The 22,024-nt window shown below is 33.7% G+C and carries 18 protein-coding genes; 14 read left to right on the top strand and 4 right to left on the bottom strand.

From position 1 onward, the window contains the following. Window positions 1–10 precede the first annotated feature (10 nt). The 9 genes from KO504_RS14770 to KO504_RS14730 all read left to right on the top strand — a co-directional run bounded on the left by KO504_RS14770 (window position 11) and on the right by KO504_RS14730 (window position 11,303). A complete protein-coding gene (locus KO504_RS14770; protein ID WP_215928087.1) occupies window positions 11–382 on the top strand; it encodes a cupin domain-containing protein in 372 nt (123 codons plus the stop codon). A 294-nt stretch (window positions 383–676) separates the two neighbouring features. Then, the gene (locus tag KO504_RS14765) at window positions 677–3,775 is read left to right on the top strand and encodes a SusC/RagA family TonB-linked outer membrane protein (RefSeq protein WP_215928085.1); all 3,099 of its coding nucleotides are present in this window, start codon (window positions 677–679) and stop codon (window positions 3,773–3,775) included. Between the two features lie 23 nt (window positions 3,776–3,798). Next, complete coding sequence (locus tag KO504_RS14760; protein WP_215928083.1) at window positions 3,799–5,247, top strand: RagB/SusD family nutrient uptake outer membrane protein; 1,449 nt, start codon at window positions 3,799–3,801, stop codon at window positions 5,245–5,247. Between the two features lie 24 nt (window positions 5,248–5,271). After that, on the top strand, window positions 5,272–6,204 hold the full coding sequence (locus tag KO504_RS14755; protein ID WP_215928082.1) for a PKD domain-containing protein: 933 nt from the start codon (window positions 5,272–5,274) through the stop codon (window positions 6,202–6,204). A gap of 13 nt (window positions 6,205–6,217) precedes the next feature. Beyond that, window positions 6,218–7,141 (top strand): polysaccharide lyase family 7 protein, encoded by a 924-nt coding sequence (locus tag KO504_RS14750; protein WP_215928080.1) that lies wholly within the window; start codon window positions 6,218–6,220, stop codon window positions 7,139–7,141. 163 nt (window positions 7,142–7,304) lie between these two features. Beyond that, entirely contained in the window at window positions 7,305–8,018 is a 714-nt protein-coding gene (locus KO504_RS14745) for a FadR/GntR family transcriptional regulator (protein ID WP_215928078.1), read from the top strand. 9 nt (window positions 8,019–8,027) lie between these two features. Then, complete coding sequence (locus KO504_RS14740) at window positions 8,028–9,422, top strand: MFS transporter (protein ID WP_215928076.1); 1,395 nt, start codon at window positions 8,028–8,030, stop codon at window positions 9,420–9,422. Window positions 9,423–9,448: 26 nt separating this feature from the next. Next, window positions 9,449–10,210, top strand: coding sequence for an SDR family NAD(P)-dependent oxidoreductase (locus KO504_RS14735; RefSeq protein ID WP_215928075.1), 762 nt, complete (start codon window positions 9,449–9,451; stop codon window positions 10,208–10,210). Window positions 10,211–10,298: 88 nt separating this feature from the next. Beyond that, window positions 10,299–11,303: a sugar kinase gene (locus KO504_RS14730; RefSeq protein ID WP_215928073.1), complete on the top strand. Its 1,005-nt coding sequence runs from the start codon at window positions 10,299–10,301 to the stop codon at window positions 11,301–11,303. Here KO504_RS14730 and KO504_RS14725 read toward each other — a convergent pair. Continuing rightward, window positions 11,283–12,326, bottom strand: coding sequence for a LacI family DNA-binding transcriptional regulator (locus tag KO504_RS14725; protein WP_215928071.1), 1,044 nt, complete (start codon window positions 12,324–12,326; stop codon window positions 11,283–11,285). The genes KO504_RS14730 and KO504_RS14725 overlap by 21 nt on opposite strands. A gap of 135 nt (window positions 12,327–12,461) precedes the next feature. Between KO504_RS14725 and KO504_RS14720 the strand changes: the two genes are divergently transcribed. From KO504_RS14720 to KO504_RS14700, 5 genes are all read left to right on the top strand, one after another. Next, on the top strand, window positions 12,462–13,508 hold the full coding sequence (locus KO504_RS14720) for a sugar kinase (RefSeq protein ID WP_215928069.1): 1,047 nt from the start codon (window positions 12,462–12,464) through the stop codon (window positions 13,506–13,508). Window positions 13,509–13,512: 4 nt separating this feature from the next. Further along, window positions 13,513–14,178, top strand: coding sequence for a bifunctional 4-hydroxy-2-oxoglutarate aldolase/2-dehydro-3-deoxy-phosphogluconate aldolase (locus KO504_RS14715; protein ID WP_215928067.1), 666 nt, complete (start codon window positions 13,513–13,515; stop codon window positions 14,176–14,178). A gap of 6 nt (window positions 14,179–14,184) precedes the next feature. Further along, window positions 14,185–14,703: a LacI family DNA-binding transcriptional regulator gene (locus KO504_RS14710; RefSeq protein ID WP_215928065.1), complete on the top strand. Its 519-nt coding sequence runs from the start codon at window positions 14,185–14,187 to the stop codon at window positions 14,701–14,703. Window positions 14,704–14,815: 112 nt separating this feature from the next. After that, window positions 14,816–15,625 carry a DMT family transporter gene (locus KO504_RS14705; protein ID WP_215928295.1) on the top strand — a complete coding sequence of 270 codons (810 nt, stop codon included), beginning with the start codon at window positions 14,816–14,818 and terminating at the stop codon, window positions 15,623–15,625. Window positions 15,626–15,774: 149 nt separating this feature from the next. Beyond that, entirely contained in the window at window positions 15,775–17,148 is a 1,374-nt protein-coding gene (locus tag KO504_RS14700; protein ID WP_215928063.1) for a tetratricopeptide repeat protein, read from the top strand. Window positions 17,149–17,175: 27 nt separating this feature from the next. Here KO504_RS14700 and metF read toward each other — a convergent pair whose 3' ends face one another. The 3 genes from metF to KO504_RS14685 form a co-directional block, all read right to left on the bottom strand. Beyond that, on the bottom strand, window positions 17,176–18,132 hold the full coding sequence (gene metF / locus KO504_RS14695; RefSeq protein ID WP_215928062.1) for a methylenetetrahydrofolate reductase [NAD(P)H]: 957 nt from the start codon (window positions 18,130–18,132) through the stop codon (window positions 17,176–17,178). Window positions 18,133–18,246: 114 nt separating this feature from the next. Further along, entirely contained in the window at window positions 18,247–20,979 is a 2,733-nt protein-coding gene (metH, locus tag KO504_RS14690) for a methionine synthase (protein WP_215928060.1), read from the bottom strand. Further along, entirely contained in the window at window positions 20,979–21,980 is a 1,002-nt protein-coding gene (locus KO504_RS14685; RefSeq protein WP_215928059.1) for a homocysteine S-methyltransferase family protein, read from the bottom strand. The genes metH and KO504_RS14685 overlap by 1 nt, the downstream gene beginning before the upstream one ends. Between the last annotated feature and the right edge of the window lie 44 nt (window positions 21,981–22,024).

Genomic DNA, 22,024 nt, shown 5'->3' with positions numbered 1-22,024 from the left:
AATAAAAATTATGAAAAGATTTAGCGAAAAGTACATTGTTACAAAAGACATGGAATGGGAAAAACTTGGAGGAGGAGTATCTAGAAAGTTCTTAGGATATGATAACCAAATTATGATGGTAAGAGTAAAATTTGACAAAGGAGCATTAGGTGCGCCACACCAACATTTTCATACGCAAGCAACATACTGTGTTTCTGGTAAATTTGAATTTGAAATTGATGGTGAAAAACAAATTGTAGAAGCAGGAGATGGTGTATATATTGAGCCTAACTTACTACATAGCGCAGTTTGCCTAGAAGAAGGAGAACTAATTGATACTTTTAGTCCAGTAAGAGAAGATTTTTTAAGCGGTGGTGAGGTGTCTTATTTTGGCGACAAATAACTACAATAAAACGGCCAGACGTGTTCTATGAGCTTTATAGAGTGGTAATGGGTTATAGCTTTTAAATTGAATGTTCACTATTTTAACCTAAACATTTGCTTAATTAACATATAAATTTCACGAAAACGTTGTATTTAACAAAATTTTGTATATATTTGGTTTTCCAATCTGGTTAACCAATTTGGTTTTCCAGTAAATAACATAGAATTTGTTGCCATTTTTAATGTGTTAAGCAAGTAACTGAAGTTATAAAACAAGCTAATAAATAAACAATCTAATTTTAAACAATGAATTATGAATTTAAAAGTTAAACTCATTACAATTGTTGCACTGTTTTTTAGTGTAATGATTTTTGCTCAGGATAGCTATATCCTCAAGGGTACAGTGACATCTGGGGCAGATAATATGCCTATTCCTGGAGCTAATATTATTGTTGTCGGTACTACGAAAGGAGCATCGACCGATTTTGATGGGAATTATCAATTAGAAGTTAAAAGTGGAGATGTTATACAATTTTCATACATAGGATATGTAACTCAAACCGTAATTATTGATGCCCAAAAAACACTTAATGTAAAATTAGCAGAAGACACAAATACGTTAGATGAGGTTGTTGTTGTTGGATATGGTACACAAAAGAAAAGTCATTTAACAGGTTCTGTATCAAAAGTAAAGAACGAAAATTTAGATCAAATAGCAGTAGCTAGAGTTGATGATGCTTTAATAGGCCAAGTGTCTGGTGTTAATATTCAAGCGACTTCAGCAGAAGCTGGTGCGGCACCAACAATCACGATTAGAGGTTTTGGATCTATTGCTGCTGATTCAGGACCTGCTGTAGTAGTAGATGGAATCGTTGTGAGTTCTGATTTTCTTGGGTCTTTAAATATGAATGATGTAGAATCTTTTGAAGTATTAAAAGATGCAGCATCTGCAGCTATATATGGTAGTGAAGGAGCTAACGGTGTAATTTTAATTACTACAAAGAGTGGTAAGGAAGGAAAAACAAAATTTAGTTACGATACCTACACAGGATGGAAAGAAGCATTTGAAAGTGACGATTATAAGAAGAGTGTTTCAGGTTGGGCAGCTCAAGAATTGGCTGCAACAGGAGAACTTTCTAATACCACACAATATGCACAATTATTAGTGTCAACACTTGGTGTTGATAGAGATTGGCAAGAAGTATTTTTTGATGGAGGTGTTATTACAAGTCATGCTTTTTCTGCAAGAGGAGGTACTAAGGATACAAAATTTAGTGCATCTCTTAGTTTTCTTGAAGACGAAGGTGTTGTTATAACAGATAACTATAAGTTATTTACAGGAAGGTTAAAAATGGATACCAAATTGACCAAAAATCTTAAATTTGGAATTAATGCCACACCTTCGTATTCAAAACGAAGAGCTTTACCAACTTCTATTCACAACCCTTTAAGACAATCTCCTTGGTTGCCAATATATCATACAGAAGAGTCACTTCAGTTTGTAAATCAAGACGATCCAAATGATAACTATTACTTCCCAGATGTTAAAGTAGGAGATTATTTTGAGGAAGATCACTTAAGAAATCTTGATGTCAATGGAGACGGTAGTCGTTCTAGACCACGTACTACAGGAGATGCAAATGCATACGCTCAATATGTAGAAAGAGAGCATTACGAGTACAATACCAAATTGTTAGGTTCTACATATTTACAATATGAAATTTTAGATGGTCTTAAGGCAAAGACATCATTAGGTGTTACATTAGATTTTCGTAAAAGAACAAGATGGGATGGTACAAAACACCACGGAGATGGCGCAAGTAGAGCTGGTTATAGTTTACAAAATAGAGATAGAACTAGAGTTATTTCAGACAATACATTAAATTACCGCAAAGCAATAGGAAATCATGAATTCGATGTTTTGGCAGGTTTTTCTATTCAATCTAGAACAACAGACCTAAGTCAAATAGAAGGTAGTGGGTATTCTAATGATTTACTTAAAAACTTAGAAGGAGCAACTTTATATTCTGAAATTGAAGAAATAAGCCTTGTAAGAAGAAAGATCGGTTATTTCGCAAGAGTTAACTATGCTTTCGCTGATAAATATTTACTATCAGCTTCGTTTAGACGAGATGGAAGTTCTGTTTTTGGAGTAGATTCAAAATGGGGAAATTTCCCAGCAGTATCTGTTGGTTGGAATATATCTAAAGAGAATTTCTTAAGAGATAGTGATTTTTTAAGCAACTTAAAACTTAGATTTAGTTACGGTCTTACCGGAAGTGAAAACTTTGATACAGGTAATGACATTACAGATGTATGGCCTTACTTGGCATTGTTAGATAATAATAATGCTATTACAGAAGGTGGAGTTACTGCAGGTGTATCTGCGCTAAATATAGCAAATGCTTTATTACAATGGGAAGCTTCAGAAGAACTTAATCCAGGAGTAGATTTTGCCTTTTTAAATAATAGAATATCTGGATCAGTAGATTATTACAAAAGAACAAGTGATAAATTATTATTAGAAAACCCTGTTTCTTATGCAACAGGATTTAATTCTGGAATTGTAAACTTAGGTGAAGTACAAAATAGTGGTTGGGAGTTTGAATTAAGAACTAAAAACATCTCTAAAGAGAATTTTTCTTGGGGTACTACTATCATAGCATCTACTAACAAAAACGAATTACTAAGTTTGGGGGATTCAGATGGGGCATTATTAGAAGATACTTTTAGTAGAAATTCACAATGGATCAATTCTGTAGGAAACCCAATATCTTCATTTTATGGTTATGTTGTAGATGAAGAATTAGCTTATGAGTATTATGATTCTCCTTGGATTCCTATTAATGGTGCATCAGAAGATGTTATTGTTAAGGATTTAAATGGTGATGGTTTAATTACAGATGAAGATAAGACAATATTAGGAGATCCATATCCAGAGATTGTATGGAGTGTATCTAATGAATTTAGAATATTTGATTTTGATTTTTCTTTTATGATTCAAGGAAGTCAAGGTGCTGAAGTAAAAAACATAGGTGATCAATACTTTGGGACATTTTGGCAAGGTGCTACTACAAGTCCACAAGCAGTTGTTGACGCAGGTATCATACCTCACACTTCTTTCTTACAGCAAAGGGTTCATACAGACGATGTCATTTCAAGTGCAGGCTATTTTTCTTTGAGAAATATAAATATTGGCTATACGTTACCAGAGACTGTAACATCTAGATTAGGTATAGAAAAATTAAGAGTATATGCTACTGCTCAGAATTTACTTTATATTACTTCTGATGACTATAAAGGTTTCAACCCAGAGTTTGTAGATGATGATAACCCTAGGGCTTATGGAGCTCAAAGAGGAGGTACGCCAATATTTAAAACCATGTCACTTGGTTTGAACGTTAATTTTTAATTAAAAGTAAAACACACCAAATTATGAAACATATAAAATATTTAATTTTTGCTGTAACAGGATTTGTTTTCATTTCCTGTGATACTGAAGAATTTTTAAATCCATTACCAGATACTGCAATTGTTGTAGAAGCATATTACAGTTCAGATCAAGATGTATTAACTGGTATTATTGGGATTTACGACGCTATACAAGGTGTTAATGAAAATACAGATACGAGTTATGAGAGATCAAACAGAGGTGTTCAAGTAGAATACCTTTTAACGGAACATCGTACAGATAACACTAGAGGTAAAACATTTGAAGGTTCTAAAGCAGATTTTCATAGATATTTAATCGATGCTACAAATGCACAGTCAGAAGATTATTACCAATCCATGTATCAAATTATTTTTAGAGCAAATGATGTATTGACTCATATTAACGTTGCAGACGAAGCTAACAGAGCTAAATATGCTGCTGAAGCTAAATTTTTAAGAGCTTATGCTTATTTCAATTTAGTAAGGCTGTTTGGTGATGTGCCTTTAGTAACTTCTGTAGTAGGACCAGAAGAAGATCAAATATTGTTTACTAGAGTAGCTAAAGCTCAGGTTTATGAGCAAATAGTTTTAGATTTAGTAGAAGCAAAAGACGTTTTAGATAATACTTATAAATCTAGAGCATCAAAAGCGGCAGCACAAGGCCTTTTAGCTAAAGTGTACTTAACTCAAGGAATTAATTATGGAGAAGCTGCGCAATTGTGTTTAGATATTATGGGTAGTGGTTTTGCTTTAGAGAATAATTTTAGTGATGTGTTTTATGACGAATTAAATGATGAAATTATTTTTGCTATTCAATATATGACTGGAGATGCCAATGAAAGTCAAGCTTTTTCTGCAGAATTTACAACGACAAATAGCCAAGGAAGAGAAGATGGCTTAAATGTAGTTAACGATAATCTTATTGCAGATTTTGCTTTATACGGTGGTAATAGAACAGAAGCTTCTTTTAAAACATTTGTTCAATACAGTGAGGTCATCAAGTTTTTACCTGAAGGCTCAGATATTACAGCTAATCCACCTACTTACGGAGGAAGTCCTCAACAAGCAGGTAACGATTGGATTATTTTACGTTATGCAGATGTATTATTAATGCATGCAGAAGCTATTTTAGCTGGTGGTTCTGAAACAACAGATGCTGCTGCAATAGACTCTTATATGGAAGTTAGAGTAAGAGCAGGTTTTGATGCAGAAGCAGATCGTCCTTCAGTACTTACTAAAACGGCTTTACTTGCAGAAAGACGTGTAGAGTTGGCTTTCGAAAATCAACGTTTCTTTGATTTGGTTAGGTTTGGCGTAGCTGATGCTGTTTTAAGTGCTCATGCTTCTGAAATGGACTATCCAGACTATAATGTTAGACAGTTATTATTACCAATTCCATCAAGAGAAATAAATTTAAGTGGTGGTCTTTTAAGCCAAAACCCTGGATATTAATTAAAAAACTAAATTGTTAAAGACATGAAAAATAAAACAAATATTTTCCACAGAGTAACAGTACTGTTCCTGTGTTTAATAACAGCTGTGACTTATAACAGCTGTGAAAGCGCATACGAATTTGAATTACCAGAAGCTGGTTCTCAAGTTGATACTGTTTTACCAACAGCAGACTTTTCATACACTCCAGACCCTGTTAATTTTAATATTATTCAGTTTACAGATCTTTCTTTTCAATCTACAACATACTTGTGGGATTTTGGTGGAGGAGATACTTCAACAGAACAAGATCCAGTTTATACATTCCCAGCAGTAGAAGGTATATATCCTGTGACATTAACAGCCAGTGATGCTAATGGAGCATCGGATACGGTAACTATAGATGTTGAACTTTTAGATGTGTTTGTACCTATTACTCCTGAAATTATAAATGGAGATTTTACAGATGGTACTAGCGATTGGAAATTTGATACATTCTCGGGAGGTACAACAAATCCTTTTAATGCTAGTTCTGATGGATCGTGGTTAAATTATGATGGTTCAGATAATGGATCTAAAACCAAAGGTGCTAAATGGACAATGAGTACTTCTGCAGGTGCTTATCTAAGCCCTAATACCAGATACGCATACCAAGCAATAGTCGTTTCACCTAATGTAGACTATATTCTAGAATATGAATATGCTATAAAAAATGATGGTACACAGGCTCCAGGCGATAATAGAATCATTGGAGGAATTATAGATGGTCATTTTAATGATGGTGCAGATGCCATTGCTAGTTTTGATGCTGCTCCTTTAGCTATGTTTGTTGGAGATGAAGATTTAGGAAAAACGGTTTTTACAACAGTTCAAATTCCTTTTACTTCAAATGCAACAGGTGAAGTTGCAATACTTATTTATGGTGTTACAGATGTTGATGCTTATGTTGACAATGTGAAAGTATATCCAGCAGACTAATCATTATTGTAATATGAAAAATTTCCGAAAAAAAATATTAGTTTTTTTACTGATAGCATTTGTATCTGCTAATGTCACTTCCCAAAACACGGAAAGTAACGTTACAGAATCGGATAAAAAAATTGAAAAGAAAAAGAAAAAGAAGAAAGGGAGAAAGAAAAAAGCAAAGCTACCAAAAATAGACCTTAGTCATTGGAAAGTAACATTGCCAGTGGCAAATGAAAAAGGTAGGCCATACGAAATAGAGCCGCCAGAGATTTTGAATTTTGCCAAAATGGATATTGCAAAACCTTATATGTATATAGATTCTACAAAAGGAGCAATTGTATTTCATGCTATGCCAACAGATTCTAAGACCAGAAATACAAAGTACACGAGGTCAGAATTAAGAGAGCAAATGGTGCCTGGTGATAATAATACCAATTGGACGTTTAAGCAAGGCGGAACTATGAAAGGTAAACTTGCCATGGAAGAAGTCACTAGAGATTCAGATGGTAAATACCATCGCGTTATCATAATGCAAATTCATGGAAGGTTAACCAATGAACAACGCGATTTAATTGGTGAAGATGATAATAATGCACCTCCGATATTGAAAATATATTGGGATAAAGGAAAAATACGAGTAAAAACTAAAATCTTAAAAAACTTAAATGCTTCAGATACCGAAATATTACATGAAGACGCATGGGATGATGATGAAGGTTTTAATTTTAAACAAGAAGTTGGGTTTAAGAAATTTACTTTAGAGGTTCGGGTTTTAGATGGTAAAATGCTTATTGTTTTAAACAATACAGAGTATAAATCTTATGAAAGTATTCACATAAAAAAATGGGGAGTATTTGAAAATTATTTTAAAGCAGGTAATTACTTTCAATCTAGAGATGAAGGAGCCTTTGCTAAAGTAAAATTTTACGAATTAGAAGTTAGTCATTAGAAAAAAAAATAGTTGAGTTAGTGTCTTATTGAATTCTACTTTTTAATGTCATGTAAGTGGAATTCTTTAAGGACTATTAAATAGCCTCTAAGATGTTGTATTTGCATATTATTTGCATAAATTTAGCCTGTTAAAACTGGCTAACCAATTTAAAAGGTAAGATATGAAATTAGAAATATTAGCAAAAACAGATGGTAGAAATTTACAAAAAACAATCATTTCCAAAATTAGAGATCATATAAATCTTAAAAATCTTGAACCTGGCGACAAATTGCCCTCAGAAAGGATGTTGTCAGAAAAATTTGGAGTGACAAGGAGTAATGTTAGAGATGCTATTCAAAAACTAGAGTTCTACGGACTTTTAGAGTCTAAACCTCAAAGTGGAACTTTTGTTGCTAATATTGGTGTCATTGCGATGAATGGAATGATAGATGATATTTTAAGATTAGAAGAACCAGGTTTTAAATCTTTAGTTGAGACTAGGATTTTATTAGAACTAAAAACAGTTCGCTTAGCAGCATTGAGAAGAACTGATGAAGATCTTAAAACAATGAAAGAAGCTTTAGAGGCTTATAACCAAAAAGTTATTGCAGGTGAAGATGCAGTACAAGAGGATTTATTATTTCACTTAGCTATAGCTAAAGCGAGTAGAAATAGTACTATGAATAATTTTATGTTGTTAATAACACCAAAAATTATAACAAATTTCGAAAAATATCATGTGTGTGATAAAAATTTAGCTAATCAAGGTATAGAAGAGCACATCGCTATATACGAGGCAATTAAGAGTCAGGATCCTAAATTAGCAAAACAAAAAATGAAAGATCACTTTAATGTGTTATACCAATATTGCTATAACATTAAAAAATCATCGTAATTCTAATAAATGAAAAAAGCAGGAAATAAAATAAAAGGTTTAAGATGGTGGGTAGTTACTTTAATTGCTATCGCTACGATTATTAATTATATTGATCGTACTTCACTCAGTGTTCTTTGGCCAGAAATTGCTAGTGACTTGTATCCAGGACACACAGCAGATGAAACAAAAGCCATATATGCACTAATTTCTATTATTTTCGTTTTTTCCTATGCTTTTGGACAAGCCATATTTGGTAAGATTTTCGATTGGGTTGGTACACGAATGGGATTTGTACTCTCAATAGGTGTTTGGTCTATTGCTACAGCGTTACATGCTTTTGCTAGTGGTATTTTAAGTTTTGGGATATTCCGTGCCATATTAGGAGTTTCAGAAGCAGGAAACTGGCCTGGTGCAACTAAAGGAAACGCAGAATGGTTCCCTACTAAAGAGCGTGCGCTTGCACAAGGAATTTTTAATTCTGGAGCAGCTATTGGCGGAATTATATCCATTCCATTAATTGCAACCTTATCAATATATTTTAGCTGGAAAGCTATATTTATTCTTATTGGTTTAGCAGGTTTACTTTGGTTGATACCTTGGTGGATATTAGTAAAAGCAGCACCTAAAGATCACCCTTGGATTACAGAAGAAGAACGTGAATATATTTTAACAGGGCAAAAAAATGAAGACTTTGATGGTGATGGAGTAGAAGACCAGGAGTATAACCCTAATACAGGTGAGTTACTTGGACATAAACAAAGTTGGGGTGTCATACTAGCGTCAGCGGCAATCGATCCTATATGGTGGTTATTTGTTTTCTGGATTCCAATTTATTTAAATGAAGTTTTTGCTATGGACGTTAAGTCAATGGCATTATATGGCTGGGTGCCTTATGCAGGTGCTATGGTAGGCGCTTATTATGGTGGTATTTTAGCACGTAATAAACTTAAAAAAGGATGGAATGTTGATAAAACACGTAAAATGGTAATTACCCTTGGTTGTTTTGTTATGTTACCAGCATTATTAGCAATGTCAAATCCACTAGGTATTGAAACAGCTGTCATTGACTTTTTAAATGGTCTTGGTGCTACAAATATGACTGTTACAGATATGCAAAATCCAGGTGCTACAACGGCCGTAATATTAATGGCGGTTATTTTATTTGGTTTTCAAACAGCAATAGGAAATGTTCAGACGCTACCTAGTGATCTTTTTAGTGGGAAAACAGTAGGTTCTTTAGCAGGTTTTTCTGGTATGGCAGCTAAACTTACAGCTGCGGGATTAACTTATTTAGTGCCATGGTTAACAAGCGGTGGAAATTATACACCAGCTTTTATAATAGGAGCAACTTTAGCATTATTAACAGTTGCAAGTGTTTGGATATTTATTCCAAAAGTGAAACCAGTGACAAAAAAAGTATAACATAATTATATATTAAATTAATAAAAATGAGTAATAAAGGAAAAGTAGCTATAGTAACAGGAGCAACAGGAGGAATAGGTTTTGAAGTAGCAAAAAGATTAGGTACAGATGGATATACTGTAGTTTTAAATGGTATTGATGACGATGCAGGAGCAGAAAAAGTAAAACAGCTTACAGATGCTGGAATTACAGCTGAATATCTTGGTTTTGATGTTACAAATGAAGAACAAGTCACTTCAAATATCACTAAGATTGGTGAGAAATATGGTAGAATAGATGTACTTGTAAACAATGCAGGTGGTTTAGGTGGTAGATCTCGTTTTGAAGAAATGACAACTGAGTTTTACAGAAATGTAATGGCATTAAACTTAGACTCTGTGTTTTTTGCATCAAGAGCAGCAATTCCTTTCTTGAAAAAAGGAGAACACCCTTCTATAATTAACTATACATCAAATGCAGGATGGACTGCTGGTGGACCTGGAGCAGGTATCTACGGTACGTCTAAAGCAGGAGTTCATGCTATTACAAGAGCATTAGCAAAAGATTTAGCTGAATATGGAATTAGAGCAAATGCAGTATCACCAGGTACCATTGATACTCCTTTCCATGCACAAATTAAGGCAACTAAACCTGAAGTTTTTGCTTCATGGGCAAATAATATTATGTTAGGGAGATTAGGTCAGCCAGAAGATGTGGCAGGAGTTGTTTCGTTCTTAGCAAGTAAAGATGCATCGTTTATTACCGCAGAAACTATTCAAATTGGTGGTGGACAAGCTTTAGGGATATAACAAGCAAATTTTTTATAAATACTTAGAATAGCCTTTCAATCACGGAAAGGCTATTTTTTTGTAAATTTAATAGAAAACAAAACGAATTATGAATCAAACGGTAACATTTGGAGAGGTCTTAATGCGCCTTTCCCCTCTAGGGAATAAAAAATTTATGCAGTCTAATCGTTTAGAGTTTTATTTTGGTGGAACAGAAGTTAATGTGGCTATTTCAATAGCAAATTTTGGTGGCAGAGTAAGACATATTTCGTCCATATCAAATGATTTTATAGGAGATACAGCAAAATCTTATTTAAGAAAATATGGTGTTAGCACATCAGCATTAGTACGTTCTAATAGACCTTTAGGCGTCTATTTTCTCGAAGTAGGAGCAGTAATGCGGCCGAGTTCAATTTCTTATAATCGCTCACATTCTGCGTTTTCTGAGATAACTCCCAATATGGTAAATTGGAAAAAAGCTCTTAAAGGTTGTACATGGTTTCACTGGACAGGGATTACACCAGCACTTTGCGAAGGTGGTTATCTTACTTTAAAAGAAGGATTAAAATTAGCTAGAGAAAAAGGGGTCGAAATTTCTGTTGATCCTACATATAGAAGTGGTTTGTGGACATATGGTGCCAATCCAAAAGAAACACTATCAGACTTATTAAACTACTGTACGATTTTTATAGGTGGTATTAATGAAATGAATGAAGTTTTAGGTGCTAATTACAATTATTCAAACGAAGATTTTATTGCGGCAAGTAAACAATTACTAAAAGAATTCCCGAGCATAAAAAAAACATTCGATAAAATTAGAACACCAATTAATGCCTCTTGGCATAAAATACGATCTAGAATGTGGAATGGTAATGAATTTAGAGAAACTAAAGATTTAGACATTACACATATTGTAGATAGAATTGGTACAGGTGATGCTTTTGCTGGTGGACTAATATATGGCTTGCAGCATTTTGATGATTATAAAGCTATGGAGTTTGCTGCAGCAGCAAGTGCCTTAAAGCATACTTATGAAGGTGATGTGAATTTTTCAAATGTAGATGAGGTCATGAATGTTTTAGAAGGCAATACATCAGGACGATTTAATAGATAAGTCTCTATTAGAAGAGTCTCTTACTATCAATTCAGATTTTAAAATATTTTTGTCCAATTTAGGCTTCCAATTTTTGGTGTTAATTCGTTTCAAAAACGTTTCTGCTGCAATTTTACCTATTTGCTTACTATGTTGGCTAACAGTAGTAATAGTTGGGCTAACTAACGACGTAAAAGGTTCATTACCAAATCCAACTAAACATATGTCTTCAGGAACTTTTATATGTTGTTCGTTTAAAACTTGAAGCGCTCCTAAGGCTGCGTAATCACTAGCAACATAAACGGCATCTGGCGGATGATCTAATGCAAGTAATTCTTTCATTTTTATTCTGCCATCTTCAAGATCTAGATTGCTTTCTATTAATAAAACATCGTCTTGAGGTAAATGGTGTTCATGTATCGCATCAATATAACCTCGAATTCTATTATTATAAATTCTAGTGCGTCTAAAACCTCCAATATGTGCAATACGTTTGCAACCTTTAGAGATTAAATGCTCTACTATCATATGGCTGCTTTGGTAATCGTCTATGCCAATATAATCTACATTTAAATCGTTTTCCCCTCTATCAAATAAAATTAATGGAATTCCCTTAGATTTAATTTTTTCGTAATGAGATAAATCTACAGTTTCATTAGCCATAGATGCAATAATGCCATCCACTTGTGTATATAATAGCGTGTCTATATTTCGGCATTCTTTTTCAAATGACTCGTTAGACTGCGTAATAATAATATTATAACCGGCTTTATTTAAAACACTTTCCATGTTTTCTACAACCGAAGAAAAGAAATTGCTATTTGTTTTTGGTACAATAACTCCAACTAGATTACTTTTTCCTTTTCTTAAAGCACTAGCCAAGTGATTAGGTTGGTAGTTAAGCTCTTTTGCAACACGTTTTACAGCAGCTTTAGTTTTAGCACTAATTCTAGAATCATCATGTAGAGCTTTAGAAACCGCTGCAGGTGAAATTTTTAACACATTTGCAATGTCTTTTATAGTTATTCTTTTTTTTTCACCCAAGTTTATATATATTTGCTTAAACGTTTAAGCAAAAGTATCGTTTTAACTTTAAAAATCAAAACAACATTGTTTTGATTTATTTTTAAAAAGTTTGCTTAAACGTTTAAGCAAAACAATATTTAATTAAAATATAGGATGAAAAAAGTAGTTACTTTCGGAGAAATCATGTTACGATTAGCTCCTCAACAATTTTTAAGATTTTCACAAGCATCAAGTTTTGATGTGGTGTATGGTGGAGGTGAATCTAACGTAGCAGTGTCTTTAGCTAATTATGGTGTACCAGTAGATTTTGTAACACGTTTACCAAAAAATGATATTGGTGAATGTGCTATGATGGAAATGCGTAAAAGAGGTGTTGGTGTAGATAAAATTATTTATGGAGGAGACCGTTTAGGGATTTATTTCTTAGAAACTGGAGCCGTAAGTAGAGGGTCTAAAGTTGTTTACGATAGAGCACATTCTGCTATTTCTGAAATAGAACCAGGAATGGTAGATTGGAAAGCAGTGTTTAAAGATGTAGCTTGGTTTCATTGGACAGGTATAACTCCTGCAATTTCTCAAGGCGCAGCAGATGCTTGTTTAGAAGCTGTTAAAATTGCTAGTGAAATGGGAGTGACTATTTCTACAGATTTAAATTATAGAGCTAAACTTTGGACGTATTGTGATGCAGCACACAGAGAAAAAATAATGACGGAATTAACGTCGTATTGTGATGTTGTGTTAGGAAACGAAGAAGATGCTGAAAAGCATTTTAATATTCATCCTGAAGGTTTAGATGTACATAAACATGGACACGATGTAAAAGCGGAAGCGTTCTTATCGGTTTGTAAACAAATGATGGAAAAATTCCCAAGAGCTAAAAAAGTAATTACAACTTTAAGAGGTTCAATTTCAGCATCTCATAATACTTGGGCAGGTGTGTTATACGATGGTAAAACAATGTATGAAACACGTCAGTATCAAATTACGGATATCGTTGATCGTGTAGGTGGAGGTGATTCATTTATGGGTGGATTAATCTACGGATTATTAAAATATCCTGAAGATGACCAAAATGCATTGGATTTTGCAGTTGCAGCTTCATGTTTAAAACACACTATTAAAGGTGATGCCAATTTAGTAACTGTAGCAGAAGTAGAAAAATTAATGGGTGGTGACGCCTCAGGACGTGTAGCAAGATAAAATTATGGCAAATTTTTCAAGAATAGAAGTCGCAAATGTTATGAAACAAACCGGAATGGTTCCATTGTTTTATAACGCAGATATAGAAATTAGTAAAAAAGTAATCAAAGCTACTTACGATGGTGGTGCACGATTATTAGAATTTACAGCAAGAGGAGATTTTGCTCACGAAGTTTTTGGTGAACTTAATAAATGGGTACTTAAAGAATTACCTGGAATGATTATGGGTGTGGGATCTGTGACTGATGCAGCATCAGCATCTCGTTTTATGGCTTTAGGAGCAAACTTTATAGTAACGCCTGTTTTAAGAGAAGACATTGCAATAGTTTGTAATAGACGTAAAGTGGCTTGGTCTCCAGGATGTGGTTCTTTAACCGAAATCTGTAGGGCAGAAGAACTAGGCTGCGAAGTTGTAAAATTGTTTCCAGGTGGTATTTATGGTCCCGATTTTGTTAAGGCTATTCGTGGTCCGCAACCTTGGACAAGCATAATGCCAACAGGTGGAGTATCTCCAACTAAAGAAAATTTAGAAGGTTGGTTTAAAGCAGGTGTCACATGTGTTGGTATGGGCTCTAAACTTATTGCTAAAAATGCTGATGGTAATTATGATTTGGCTAAAATAGAATCGGATACGAGAAATGCATTAGCAATAATTAAAGATTTAAAATAAAAAGTATTGAAATCGTCTGCTGTAACTATAAAGGAACTTTCGTCTTTATCTGGATATTCTATATCTACGGTATCTAAAGCTTTAAATAATAAGCTTGAGATTAGTGAAGCTACACGAAAAACAATTAATACAATAGCTAAACAGCATAATTATGTACCTAATAATTATGCTGTTTCTCTTAGAATAAAAAAAACAGAGTCTATTGCAGTTATATTACCTGAAGTAACCAAAGCATGTTATAGCCATTCTCTATGCTATTTACAGAAATCTGCAGAAAGATTTGGGTATAGAATTCTGTTTTATCAGTCGTTTAATTCTTATGAGAAGGAGTTAAACTACATTAAAAATCTTAACGATGGTTCTATTGAAGGAGCCATTATTATTTCATCAGAAAGTAAACAAAAATCACAATTTGAAGGGAATTCACTTTCTATAGAATTACTAAATATTGACAGTAATCAATCGCTTGAAGAGGTAAAACAACTTTCGTATAATAGTCTAATAAATTTATTAAAAGGCAACTAAGGTTTTACTTTGCTATTTTAGATAATGTTTTTTATTTAAAGAAAAACATTAAAATAGTTATAACCTTGCATTAATTACAATAATCAATATTTTGAAACAAGCCATTCAATACATGATAATTAGTGCACTAGCGTTTACATTTTTAAATGTATTTGTAAAGTCATTAAATAATTTTGGAGTTTATCAAATTGTCTTTTTTAGGTCCATTGGTTCTCTGTTTTTTACAATACCATTTTTATTAAAACATAAGATTTCTTTATTGGGAAATAAAAAAGGGCTATTGATAATGCGAAGTATATTCGGGCTCATATCTATGACTTTATTCTTTTTATCTATAAAGTATATTGCAATGGGTACAGCTGTTTCAATACGATATATAGGTCCAATTTTTGCCGCTCTTTTTGCATTATTATTTCTAAAGGAAAAAATAAAATCTATACAATGGTTCTTTTTTTTAATGGCTTTTTTAGGAGTGTTAGTTTTAAAAGGATTTGATACCGAATTAGAAATTAAAGGGATGGTCTTCGCCTTAGTTTCTGCGGTTTTTGTAGGATTAGTTTATATCACTATTAGAAAAATAGGAAATGAAGATCACCCAGTGGTGGTGGTCAATCATTTTATGATTATTTCGGCTGTAATTGGTGGGGTTTTATCAATTAATGCTTGGGTAAATCCAGTAGGTAAAGAATGGCTTATATTGTTAAGTCTAGGTGTTTTTGGGTATTTTGCTCAGTTATATATGACAAAAGCAATGCAAGCTGGAGAAACCAACCAAATAGCACCTCTTAAATATCTTGAAGTCATTTTTACAATTATTATTGGCTTGGTCTGGTTTAAGGAAATTTATACCATTTGGAGTTTGATAGGTATTTTACTTATTATTTCGGGACTAACTTTGAATATTTTTACTAAAAAGAAATAGTGTTTTTGGTTTAACGGCTTGTTTGTTAAATGTTTGCATGTGTCGTGTTGTGGAAGTTATATGTATGTGAGCGTATAATGTTGTTTTTCAGGTCTTTGGTATGTTTTTTGTGGCTTTATAGCTTGTAACTAACTATAAACAACCTCATTATGACAAAGAAATCCATCCTCTTTTGTATTATTTTTATATGTAGTTTAGGGACTATTAATGCCCAAAAGGAAGTATGTAATACTAAACTTTCAATTTTTCATGAAAATGTAAAGGCAAAAAAGTACGATGCTGCCTATGAGCCTTGGCTATACGTAAGGACTGAATGTCCGAATTTAAATATAGCTATTTATATAGATGGTGAAAAGATTTTAAAATATAAAATTGAAAATTCTGTAGACGATTTAAAATTAGAGTTTCTTCAAGACTTAATCAATTTATGGACAGAGCGACAACACTATTTTACCAATAGAACATCTAAAGGAGAGTATGATGCTAAAATTTGTCAGCTGCAATATGATTATAAAGATAACTTCAAGAAAAGCAATGATGAATTATATGATTGCTTTAACAATACATTTATAGCAGATTCAAAAACCTTCACACACCCTAAGAGTCTTTATACTTATTTCTCGGTAATGGTAGATTTGTATGATGCAGCTAAGAAAACAGATGCAGAACTGTTTAATACTTATGACGATGTTAGCGAGAAAATTCAAGTTGAAATTCAGAATTATTCAGAAAAATTAAATGAATTAGTCTTAAAAATGGAAAGCGGAGAAGCACTGTCCTCAAAAGAAAAAAACAGAAAAAAAGTCTATGAAAGCTACCTTAAAAATTATGCACTTATTCAGGGGAATATTGATGCAATACTGAGTAAAAAAGCCAATTGCGATAATTTAATTCCACTTTATACTAAAGCGTTTGAAATTAATAAAAATGATGCTGTTTGGTTAAAACGCGCTGTAAGTAGAATGTATCATAAGGAATGCACAGAAGCGGCACTCTATGAAAAACTTGTAAAACAATATGATGAGGTTTCACCATCAGCCGATACAAAAGTTTACGTTGCAACCATTTTAATTAAAAAGAATAAAACAGCAGAAGCTTTTAAATTTTTAGAAGAGGCTTATGAGTTAGAAACAGATACATTTAAAAAATCAAAATTAGCACTAAGAATTGGTGTTATTCTTAAGAAACAGAAACAATATAGTAAAGCAAGAGGCTATTTTAATAAAGCTTTAAAGTTAAATCCTGCGAACGGAAATCCGCATGTGTTAATTGCCGAAATGTATGGTGAAAGTGCAAAGCATTGTGGTAAGGATAATTTTTATCAAAGAGCTGTATATTGGTTAGCCGCTAAAGAAGCAAAGAAAGGTTCTAGGGTAGATCCTACATTACAAAAATTAGTGAATCAATATGTGGCAAATTATGAAGCAAAAGCGCCAACAAAAGAAGACATATTTCTCAGAGATATGTCTGGTAAAACCATAGAAATAGGATGTTGGATTAATTCATCAATTGTAGTTCCTTAATTTTTGAGAAACACATATATTTTTTATCTAAAATAACGCAGAAGCAATAGCCTGAATATTGTCACTTTTTCCCATAGAATAATAATGCAGCACAGGTATGCCTGCATCTTGAAGCGCTTTGGATTGTTGAATACACCATTCAATTCCTACTTGTCGTACCGCTTTATTGTCTTTGCATTTTACGATTGCAATAATTAATTCTTCTGGTAAATCTACATGAAAACGGTGTGGAATTAGATTCAGTTGTTTTTTAGTCGCAATAGGTTTTAGTCCAGGGATAATAGGAACTGTTATGCCTTCTTTTCGGCATTTAGCAACAAAATCAAAATATTTCTGATTATCAAAAAACATTTGAGTTACAATATAGGTCGCCCCATTTTTAATTTTCTTTTTTAAGAAATGAATATCACTATCTAAGCTAGGTGCTTCCATGTGTTTTTCTGGATATGCAGCTGCGCCAATACAAAAATTTGTAGCAGAGCTGTTTTGTAAGGCATCATCTAAATACTTAGCGTTATTCATATCATCAATTTGAGCTACGAGTTCACAGGCATAATTATGACCCTCTTTTTCAGGTTTAAAGTAGGTTTCACTTTTAACGGCATCACCACGTAATGCCATAACATTTTCAATGCCCAAAAAATCCAAATCAATTAAGAAGTTTTCTGTGTCTTCTTTGGTAAAGCCTCCACACAAAATATGAGGAATAGCATCTACTCCGTATTTATTCTGAATCGCAGCACAAATCCCAACTGTTCCAGGTCGTTTTTTAACAACTTGTTTTTTTAGTAATCCATTTTCAACTTCTTTAAAAACATATTCTTCCCTGTGATAAGTAACATCAATAAATGGTGGTTTAAATTCCATTAATGGATCTATATTGTCAAAAATAGACTGAATATGCTGCCCTTTTAATGGAGGTAATATCTCAAAAGAGAATTGTGTTTTTCCGTTCGCGTTTTTTATGTGGTCTGTTACTTTCATACTATTGCCTGCGAAAGCAGGTATCTCTTTAATGTTTAATCTTAATTTTTTATAGACATTATTTTTTGACTTGCAAGGTTTTTAAAACCTGCTAGGTCTATAATTGTAACTCTATTAATCTGCAATATTTGGGCTCAACCATTTTGTAGCCTCATCTATGCTTATGTGTCGTCTTTTACTATAATCTTCCACTTGGTCTTCTTTTATCTTTCCTAATCCAAAATATCTGGCTTCGGGATTTCCAAAATAATAACCACTAACACTTGCCGCTGGCCACATGGCTAAACTTTCCGTGAGTTTTACTCCAATGGTTTCTTCTACATTTAAAAGTTTCCAAATGCTGGTCTTTTCTAAATGGTCTGGGCAAGCAGGATAACCAGGTGCGGGACGAATACCTTTATACTGTTCCTTTATTAAATCGGCATTAGTTAAGTTTTCGTTTTTTGCATAGCTCCAATGTTTGGTTCTGACTTCTTTGTGTAGGTATTCCGCAAAAGCTTCTGCCAAACGATCAGCTAAGGCTTTAATCATAATGGAATTATAATCGTCGTGTTCCGCTTCAAATTGAGCAGCTAATGCAGCTGTTCCAAATCCCGTGGATACACAAAAACATCCCATATAATCTTGTTTTCCTGAAGCTTTAGGTGCAATAAAATCGGCTAGTGCAATATTGGGTTTACCTTGGGCTTTTTTGGATTGCTGACGAAGGGTTAAGAATTTTAATTTGTCTGGTCGAGTGCCGTCGAGACCTTCTTTCTGAGACACTAAATCAAGTTCAGTATAATCATCAGAGATTGTCACTTCAATATCATCATCATTAACCGTATTAGCTTCAAATAATCCAAAAATGGCTTTAGCTGTTAAGAGCTTTTCTTCAAAAATACGTTTCAATAATATTTTAGCATCTGCAAACAACTCTGTGGCTTGCTCTCCAACAACGGTATCTGTTAGTATATCTGGATATTTGCCATGTAAATCCCAACTTCTAAAAAAGGGTGACCAATCTATAAATTCTTCCAATTTAGTGATGTCAAAATCATCTATAATTTGAATGCCTAATTGCTGAGGTTTTACGATGTTAGAGGTGTTCCAATCGATTTTTAACTTGTTTTTTCGAGCATCCGAAAGCGTTAAATAGTCTTTTTTCTTGGTACGCTTTAAGAATTGTTCACGGAATGCATCATACTCTTCTCGAATCTGATTTTTATAAATTCGACTATCGTTTTGAAGTAAATTTCCAACTACCGTTACCGCTCTCGAGGCATCATTAATATGCACCACTGTATTGTTATAGTGCGGTGCAATTTTCACAGCAGAATGCGCTCTAGAGGTTGTTGCACCACCAATAATAAGTGGGATTTTTACATTCTGTTTTTCGAGTTCTTTAGAAACATAGACCATTTCATCTAGCGAAGGCGTAATTAAGCCACTTAAACCAATAATATCTACTTTTTCTTTAATGGCGGTTTCAATAATTTTTTCTGGTGGTACCATAACACCAAGGTCAATGATTTCGTAATTATTACAACCTAACACAACGCTTACAATATTTTTTCCAATATCATGAACATCACCTTTTACTGTCGCCATTAAAATTTTACCGGAGAACTCTTGTTTGCCGTCTTTTTCAGCTTCAATAAACGGTTGTAAATATGCGACGGCTTTTTTCATTACACGAGCCGATTTTACCACCTGAGGTAGAAACATTTTACCGCTTCCAAATAAATCGCCAACCACATTCATCCCAATCATTAAATGACCTTCTATAACTTCAATGGGTTTGGCGGATGCCATTCGTGCTTCTTCAACATCTTCCAAGATAAAGGCATCAATACCTTTTACTAAAGCATGTGTAATTCGATCTTGCAACGGATGACTTCTCCATTCTAAAACCTTATCCTCGTGTTCTTTTTTCTGTCCTTTTACCGATTCTGCAAAATCTAATAAACGTTCTGTAGCATCATCGCGTCTGTCAAATAAAACATCTTCAACACGCTCTAATAAATCTTTGTCTATTTCATCGTAAACTTCTAACATGGTTGGATTTACAATGCCCATGTTCATACCGTTTTTAATGGCATGATATAAAAAGGCAGAGTGCATGGCTTCACGAACGATATTGTTTCCTCTAAACGAAAACGACACATTGCTTACACCTCCAGAAACGTTAGCATATGGTAAATTTTCACGAATCCATTTGGTCGCTTCAAAAAAGTCGAGCGCATTTCTGCGATGTTCCTCCATGCCTGTGGCTACTGGAAAAATATTAGGGTCAAAGATGATGTCTTGCGCAGGAAATTTAAGTTCGTTCACCAAAATATGATAGGAACGTTTACAGATTTCGATTCGTCTGTTGTAAGTGTCCGCTTGGCCGTCTTCATCAAAAGCCATTACCACAACTGCGGCTCCGTAACGTTTGATGAGTTTGGCGTGGTGTTTAAATTGCGTTTCACCTTCTTTTAAACTAATAGAATTAACCACACATTTTCCTTGAGCCACTTGTAAGCCCGCTTCAATGATTTCCCATTTAGAACTATCTATCATTAAGGGGATTCTAGAAATATCGGGCTCTGAAGCGATGAGGTTTAAAAAGGTCGTCATGGCATAAACCCCATCGAGCATCCCTTCATCCATATTAACATCTAGAATTTGTGCGCCTCCATCGACTTGATCTCTCGCCACCTCTAGAGCTTCATCGTATTTTTCTTCTTTTATGAGACGAAGAAATTTTCGAGAACCAGTTACATTGGTTCGTTCTCCAATATTAATAAAGTTACTGTCTGGTGTTACCACTAAAGGTTCTAATCCAGATAAGGTTAAGTATTTCTTACAATCAGATTCTGCCATTATGCTAATTCTTGTATTAATCTTGGTTTGTAATTTTTTGCGACATCTGCAATGGCTTTAATATGCGCGGGACTTGTGCCACAACAGCCGCCAATAATATTGATAAGGTTATTTTTAAGGTAGTCTTCAATATAGCCTTGCATTTGTTTTGGTGTTTCGTCATATTCTCCAAAAGCATTTGGTAATCCTGCATTTGGGTGTGCTGAGGTATAGAAATCCGTTTCATTAGATAAACGCTGTAAATACGGTTTTAACTGTTGTGCACCAAGGGCACAATTAAAGCCAACACTTAATAAGGGAATATGTGATATTGAGGTTAAAAATGCTTCTACGGTTTGCCCGGATAGGGTTCTTCCTGAAGCATCCGTTATGGTTCCAGAAACCATAATTGGAATATTAATATGTCGTTCTTCTTTGACTACTTCAATGGCAAATAAAGCGGCTTTTGCATTTAAAGTATCAAAAATAGTTTCCACTAAAAGTAAATCGGTACCGCCATCAATTAACGCTTCTACTTGTTGTTTATAGGCAATACGTAATTCGTTAAAAGTAATGGCTCTGTATTCTGGTCGGTTAACGTCTGGTGATAAACTTGCTGTTTTATTTGTTGGGCCAATACTTCCGGCTACAAAACGTGGTTTTTCAGGATTTGCTTTAGTGAATTTATCAGCCACTTCTTTGGCTATTTTAGCCGATTCATAATTCAACTCATAGACTAAATCTTCCATGTCATAATCTGCCATGGCGATTGTAGTACCAGAGAATGTGTTGGTTTCAACAATATCTGCTCCAGCTTCAAAATATTTAGCGTGAATTTCTGCTATGGCTTTTGGTTGCGTTATGGATAATAAATCGTTATTGCCTTTTAATGGAGATGGATAATTTTTAAAACGTTCGCCTCTAAAATCTTCTTCTGAGAAATTATATTGTTGAAGCATGGTTCCCATGGCGCCATCAAGAACTAAGATGCGTTTTTGTAATTCTTCTTTTATTTTGCTCATAATATGTATGTGTTCTCGATACAATTTTATTCCGATGTTATAAA

The sequence above is a fragment of the Winogradskyella psychrotolerans genome, from assembly GCF_018860565.1.
Classification (GTDB): Bacteria; Bacteroidota; Bacteroidia; order Flavobacteriales; family Flavobacteriaceae; genus Winogradskyella; species Winogradskyella damuponensis.
This window is presented reverse-complemented; position numbering and strand designations above follow the sequence as displayed.